Raw genomic sequence first — 6110 nt, 5'->3', positions numbered from 1 at the left:
TCCCGACTCCCTAATTAAGGTAGTTCACTTATTCGCTTCAACCCAGCAGAGTCCTGGGTTGAAGCGAATAAGTGAACTACCTTAATTAGGGAGTCGGGAGGTGTGGGGAGATGGGGAGATGGGGAGATGGGGAGATGGGGTGATGGGGAGATGGGGTGATGGGGTGATGGGGTGATGGGGAGATGGGAAACATTTTTATAGGGTACGAGGTACATTAAATTTTATTACCCCTACTCCCTATTCCCTATTCCCTATTCCCTATTCCCTATTCCCTATTCCCTATTCCCTATGACCAGAAATAAAATGAAATTACCGACTTTTTTAATTATAGGTGTACAGAAGGCAGGAACAACATCGATTTATAACTACTTAACGCAACACCCTCAAGTTTATATGAGTCCGGTTAAGGAAACCAATTTTTTTGAAAAAGATTGGGGAAAGTTGCCTCCAGAACTAATAACTCCTAACAAAAATCGAATTGATACCTTTGAAAAATATTGTAAACTTTTCGAAGACGTTAAGGATGAAATAGCGATTGGTGAAGCATCCCCTAACTATTTGTTTCATTATAAATCATCTTCTGAACTAATATTGCGTTATTTGCCCGATGTTAAACTAATTGCTATTCTCCGAAATCCCATAGACCGAGCTTATTCGGATTATTTAATGCACGTTCGGGAAGCGACGGATGTAGCGGGTAAGGTTCAACCATTATCGGAACAGCTTAAGTTTCGCTCTAAGGGGTCGTTTACCCTAAAAAAAGGACTATATAATGATCAACTGAAACATTTTTTTGAAAAGTTTAATCGACATAAAATAAAAGTTTATCTGTACGATGATTTATGTAAAAATTCCGTGGCTTTGCTCCAGGATATGTATCGATTCATTGGAGTAGATGAAACGTTTATCCCGGATGTATCCAAAAAAGCTCAAGTGGCTCAAGTTCCTAAAGTAAAATTGGTTAATGATCTGTTGCGGAAACAAAATCCCTTCAGAACTATGGTGGCTTCTGGACTAAAGTACATCGTTCCGCTAGAGGTGAGGCAAACTGTTCGTTTGGCGCTAATTAACATGAACTCAACTGATAAGAAAAAAGCTGCTCTTTCTAAAGAGGAACGGCAACAGTTGCTGGAATTTTATCGTGATGATATCCTCAAACTCCAAGATTTGATTCAACGAGACCTTTCGGTTTGGTTAACTGTTTGAGTGTAAGTAGTCAGCTTAAGCGCTACGCGTACGCTACGCGAACAGCTATTGAAGAAAACAGGTCAGAATTCATTTAATCTGAGTTATGTCGCAGCGTTGAAGCCTGCGCCACAAACTAGCTAGAAGTCAGATAGGACTTACGCAAATCCCTCAATTTAACGCTACCTGTAGGGTGGGCAAGGTTTTGCCCACCCTACCCATGCATTCTGTGCGGGTGGAACAGGCTTCTAGCCTGTGATAAGTGCGCATATGCTTACCCATGGGCGATACTGGGTTCGAACCAGTGACCTCTTCCGTGTGAAGGAAGCGCGCTACCACTGTGCTAATCGCCCATACTTTTTTAGTCACTAGCTTTACAGTATACCACAAATTACGGTCACGTGACAACTAATGTTTGCGTTAAAAGCTGACTTTTCTGATATCCCTTGATGGTGAATCAGTCAGCTGTGGATCAAGCTAGATATCAATCTAGATATAAAATCTTAAAACTACACTATAGCATTTTTATACCACCAATTTAGGAGTTGACAAACACAAGTAAGTAATGTTACATTAGCATCGCAAGAGTTTTAATGGTTAGACCCCTATAAACAGTGGGTTGCCTAACTATCAGGTAGACAGGATTTTTTTCACTCTTTCCTCTTCCCTTTTCCCTGCTCCCTGCTCCCTAAAAACCCAGAACTTTGTACTTAATTGAATTGCAAACCGCTGTATCGATGAGTCAGTTAGTAGTCTTAAAACTGGGAAATGGAAATTGTCAGGAAGGTTTTCCTACTGTTATCGCTCAACTTTGGGAAACAGATCATCGTAATCCGATTCAGTTTACTGGATGTTTGCCTGCTGCACCGGAACTGCCTAAACTCTACAAACGCTGGCAATTAATGTATGCAGCACTCTACGGAGGCTTCAGGTGCGATCTCCGTCTGGAAATTCATGACGTTAGTATCACTAATGTTTCAGAAGCTGAGTTTAGGAATCTGTCTCAACAGTTAGAAGAGCAAATTAATACCTGGCTCAATGCTGAAGAATTTCACAAGATTGAACGGCGAGTGCGAACTAAACTAATGCCGTCTGAGGAAATTAGAGTGATTATCGAGGCGGAAGATGACCAAGTGCGACGATTGCCTTGGCATTTGTGGCGTTTATTTGAAGATTACCCGCTGACAGAAGTGGCGTTGAGTAGCCAAGAGTATGAGCGAGTCAGAACGCCAGCTCGAGAGTCAACGGGTCAGGTTAGGGTATTAGGAATTTTAGGAAATAGTGAAGGGATTGAGGTTGAAAAAGACCGCGCTTTACTTGAGCAGTTACCAGAGGCGGAAACTGTTTTTGTGGTGCAGCCACAACGCCAAGAGCTTAACCACCAGCTTTGGGATAAACAGGGATGGGATATCCTGTTTTTTGCGGGACATAGCGGGAGTGGGGCGGATGCTAAAACCGGTTACATAAGTATTAATCAAACTGATAGCTTAACGATTTCCCAGTTAAAGCATGCTCTGAGAACAGCTATTACCTGTGGTTTGAGACTGGCAATTTTCAACTCTTGCGATGGCTTGGGATTGGCACGGGAATTGGCTGATTTACATATTCCTCAATTGATTGTGATGCGGGAGCCGGTGCCCGATCGAGTGGCACAGGAGTTTTTGAAGTCCTTTTTAACGGCATTTGCTGGTGGAAAATCCTTATATTTGGCAGTGCGGGAAGCTAGGGAACGGTTGCAAGGGTGGGAAGATAACTATCCTGGTGCTAGCTGGTTGCCAGTGATTTGCCAAAATCCGGCTGTTGTTCCGCCGACTTGGCAACAGTTGCGCGATCGCAATCAATTCCCTTCTGTTTCAGGTAGCTCCAGTCAGGCTCATGGGTCACAAACCTCTTCAGAGGGTCAACACATGATGCGATCGGCTGTAACAAAGGGTCAAACTTCATTGCCCAGTACCTCCCCTACTCCTTCAGACCAAACTAGCTCCGACAAACCATCCCATTCGTTTCCGATTCGTTTACTATGGTGCGATCGCATTTTGTTACTCAAGGCTAGTGTATTCGCCATGGCTTTGGTGATGGGATTGCGGTGGTTGGGACTATTGGAAGGGCTTGAACTAAAAGCTTTTGACAAACTGATGCGACAACGACCCTATGAAATGCGGGACGAGCGTCTGTTGATTGTTAAGGCTACCCCAGAGGATATTAAAAATCAGGAACAGCAACCCAAGCATGGGGCATCGTTATCAGACCATACTCTTACTCGGCTATTTGAGAAACTCCAGGAGTATGAACCAGTCACGATTGGCTTAGATATCTATCGTGATTTTCCGGTGGATCCAGCTTACCCTAAACTAGCAACTTACCTGGGACAAAAGAATTTATTTGGTATCTGTAAAGTGAAGGATGCTAAGGCTGGGGACACCGAAGGGATTTCTCCACCCCTGGAAATTCGGCCAGATCGGATTAGTTTTAGTGATGCTTTACCTGACAAGGGGGGAATCCTCCGTCGCCATCTGTTATCTCTGAACTCACCAGACCTGACTGATAAGTGTACTGCTAAGAATAACCTTAGCCTGCTACTAGCCCTATACTATCTAGATGCTAAGGGTATCCAATGGGGCTACACATCAAATCAGCAATTGTGGATTGATGCGCCACATTTGGGTAACGGTAAAACTGTTGTGCTGAAGGAATTAAATTCTGATACCGGTGGCTACCACAGAGTGGATGCAGCAGGTAGACAAATCTTGCTAAATTACCGTTCCCGTCGCTCTCCTGAAGATATTGCACTAACAGTCAATGTTGGCGATATTCTCAATGATAAGATTCCGCCCCAGCGCAGGTCCCAACTGAAGGGTCGGATTATTCTTGTTGGTATAGCCGGTCCAATTAATACCAGTAGTGATTACTGGCTCACCCCTTACAGTGCCAGTCAGTCCCTGAGCGAGAAGCGAACACCAGGAGTGGTGATTCAAGGACATATGGTAAGTCAAATCCTGAGTGCGGTTCTGGATAATCGACCTTTGTTGTGGGTTTGGTCAGAATCGGGAGAAGTGCTGTGGATTTGGGGTTGGTCTGTGGTAGGAAGTGTAATTGGTTTGGTAATGGGATTCCGCTCAGGCCAGGCTAGGGGTATGCATTTCCTAAGTGGCTTGGTAATCTCGACGGGAGTGGCACTTGGTGCTTTGTATGGCATTTGTTATCTGTTTATTTTGCAAGGGGGTTGGATACCGCTGGTGCCATCAGCAATGGTATTGGTGCTTACTTCGGTGGGTATGGTTTTGGTAGTACGTTATACACCATGTTCCAATCAGATGTGAAACTTAGATTGATGCAAAAAGGGAACTTCTGAGACCCAGCCAGCATCTTCCTTGGCAAAAGCATCGGAGTTGACAATGGTTAAAATTAAACTGCTTTATGGGATTGCGTTTGCTCTGACGACTCTCACTAGCTACCCAGCACAAGCGCAATTGATGGAATCCACTGGCAATAGGGCTGAATCTATAGCAGTAGAGTTTAAACAGCCAGATTATTCAGGTGATGCGCCGAGCGGACGTAGGCGAGGTACAGGTAATCGTGGATATTGTCCTATGGCTGTTTCTGAAATGGGAGGAAACCTTAGGATGACTCCTGTGATCGCTAAAGATAGTAGGGGATTGACAGTTAATGAGTCTCCGACTATCTGGGTTCATGTTTCCTATCAATCTGAACCTGTTGAGAGGGGGCTTTCTGGGGAATTTTCCTTGCAGGATTCAAAAACTAACACCAAGCTTGCTCCAAAATATCTCCCTGTTACTTTGCCAAGTCGGTCTGGTGTGTTTAGCATACCTATTCCCTACTCCTTAAAGGTTGGTAAGTGGTATCGCTGGTATCTGATCGTTGATTGTAATTCCCCAGACTCGTTTTACGATGACTCGGTTTTGTTTATTAGAGGACTGTTGAAACGGGTTGAATTGCCAGAGTTTAAGCATCCATTAGATACAACAAACTCACAGCAGAAGCTAATGACAGTTTATGCTGAAAATGGCATTTGGTATGATGCCTTGAATCAAGCAGCTAAACTTCGTTGTAGTAATCTACAAAATGCTACGTTTGCTGAGGCTTGGTCCCGATTGTTGAAAGCGGTTGAATTGGAAGAAATTACCCAGGCAAGCTTGATATGTCGGGAGTAGTTTGGTTTAACTACAAGGGAGCAGGGAGTAGGGAGTAGGGAGCAGGGGGATAGGGTTTGATGGTTTTTCAGCTATCAGCGTGTCGCGTATCAGCTATCAGCTATCATTAATGCTTACTTTTTTATAACTGAGTCTAAGTCAAATGCACAACAGCTTAGGCGATCACCTTAAAGTCAGAAATTGTCTCAATCCATACCCGTGCTCCACAATGTAGAGGCTCATCTGGGCGATACATCACCCGACAGGGGCCATTGACTTCGACAGTATGACCGTAAGTGTTTTTAGAGCCTCGTTTTACGGTAATCACCGGATTGCGTTCGCCAGTGTTGTGATTTTGGCGAATGACTTTTTGATTAACGTGGATGACAGCTTTAGTGTAATTTGTACGCTTTGACCAATTCCGCTTTGGTCCGCGAGTACCAGGGGTGACCACTGGCATGCCATCAAATAAGGGAATTACCCAAGTTCTACCGACCTTATAAGCACCTTTGACTCTGCCCTTGCTCAACAGGAAACGGACGCGAGTGGCAGAGATACCTAGTAATTCAGCGGCTTGTGCGGTAGAAATCATCATGGCGGTAAAACCATTGTGTTTACGATATTGTTATTTTAACACGATTTTTTAAAAGATGCAAGGGGTGGGTGAGAAGTATCGAAAGCATCATGAGTGTTATAAGGGTTATGAGGGTGGTCAGCCAGAAAAACTATTGCATTAACGTCAGGGGTTGTAAGGGCAATGAGGGTTATGAGGGT

5 protein-coding genes and 1 tRNA gene are annotated in these 6110 nt (G+C 44.1%); 3 read left to right on the top strand and 3 right to left on the bottom strand.

Annotated elements, in window-relative coordinates; translation table 11 throughout:
• Window positions 1–14 precede the first annotated feature (14 nt).
• Complete coding sequence (locus F6J94_RS28420) at window positions 15–215, bottom strand: hypothetical protein (protein ID WP_293046589.1); 201 nt, start codon at window positions 213–215, stop codon at window positions 15–17.
• Between the two features lie 73 nt (window positions 216–288).
• On the opposite strand from F6J94_RS28420, the gene F6J94_RS28415 reads away from it, so the two are divergent.
• Window positions 289–1206, top strand: a complete 918-nt coding sequence (locus F6J94_RS28415; RefSeq protein ID WP_293046586.1) for a sulfotransferase — start codon at window positions 289–291, stop codon at window positions 1204–1206.
• A gap of 260 nt (window positions 1207–1466) precedes the next feature.
• Here the strand turns inward: F6J94_RS28415 and F6J94_RS28410 are convergent.
• Window positions 1467–1538: transfer RNA gene (locus F6J94_RS28410), tRNA-Val, on the bottom strand.
• Between the two features lie 351 nt (window positions 1539–1889).
• On the opposite strand from F6J94_RS28410, the gene F6J94_RS28405 reads away from it, so the two are divergent.
• Window positions 1890–4505 carry a CHASE2 domain-containing protein gene (locus F6J94_RS28405; RefSeq protein WP_293046584.1) on the top strand — a complete coding sequence of 872 codons (2616 nt, stop codon included), beginning with the start codon at window positions 1890–1892 and terminating at the stop codon, window positions 4503–4505.
• 75 nt (window positions 4506–4580) lie between these two features.
• Complete coding sequence (locus F6J94_RS28400; RefSeq protein ID WP_293046581.1) at window positions 4581–5357, top strand: DUF928 domain-containing protein; 777 nt, start codon at window positions 4581–4583, stop codon at window positions 5355–5357.
• Between the two features lie 154 nt (window positions 5358–5511).
• On the opposite strand, the gene F6J94_RS28395 is transcribed toward F6J94_RS28400, so the two are convergent.
• Entirely contained in the window at window positions 5512–5931 is a 420-nt protein-coding gene (locus F6J94_RS28395) for a helix-turn-helix domain-containing protein (protein WP_293019455.1), read from the bottom strand.
• Window positions 5932–6110 lie beyond the last annotated feature (179 nt).

This window comes from Moorena sp. SIO1F2 (assembly GCF_010672755.1).
Lineage (GTDB): Bacteria > Cyanobacteriota > Cyanobacteriia > Cyanobacteriales > Coleofasciculaceae > Moorena.
Note: the sequence above shows the minus strand (reverse complement) of the source record. Positions and strands in the feature narration are given on the sequence as shown.

Excerpts from the sequence above, each read along its gene's own strand:
- F6J94_RS28415 (WP_293046586.1), top strand. The coding sequence starts at position 289 with ATGACCAGAAATAAAATGAAATTACCGACTTTTTTAATTATAGGTGTA.
- F6J94_RS28395 (WP_293019455.1), bottom strand. The coding sequence starts at position 5,931 with ATGATGATTTCTACCGCACAAGCCGCTGAATTACTAGGTATCTCTGCC.
- F6J94_RS28400 (WP_293046581.1), top strand. The coding sequence starts at position 4,581 with ATGGTTAAAATTAAACTGCTTTATGGGATTGCGTTTGCTCTGACGACT.
- F6J94_RS28420 (WP_293046589.1), bottom strand. The coding sequence starts at position 215 with ATGTACCTCGTACCCTATAAAAATGTTTCCCATCTCCCCATCACCCCA.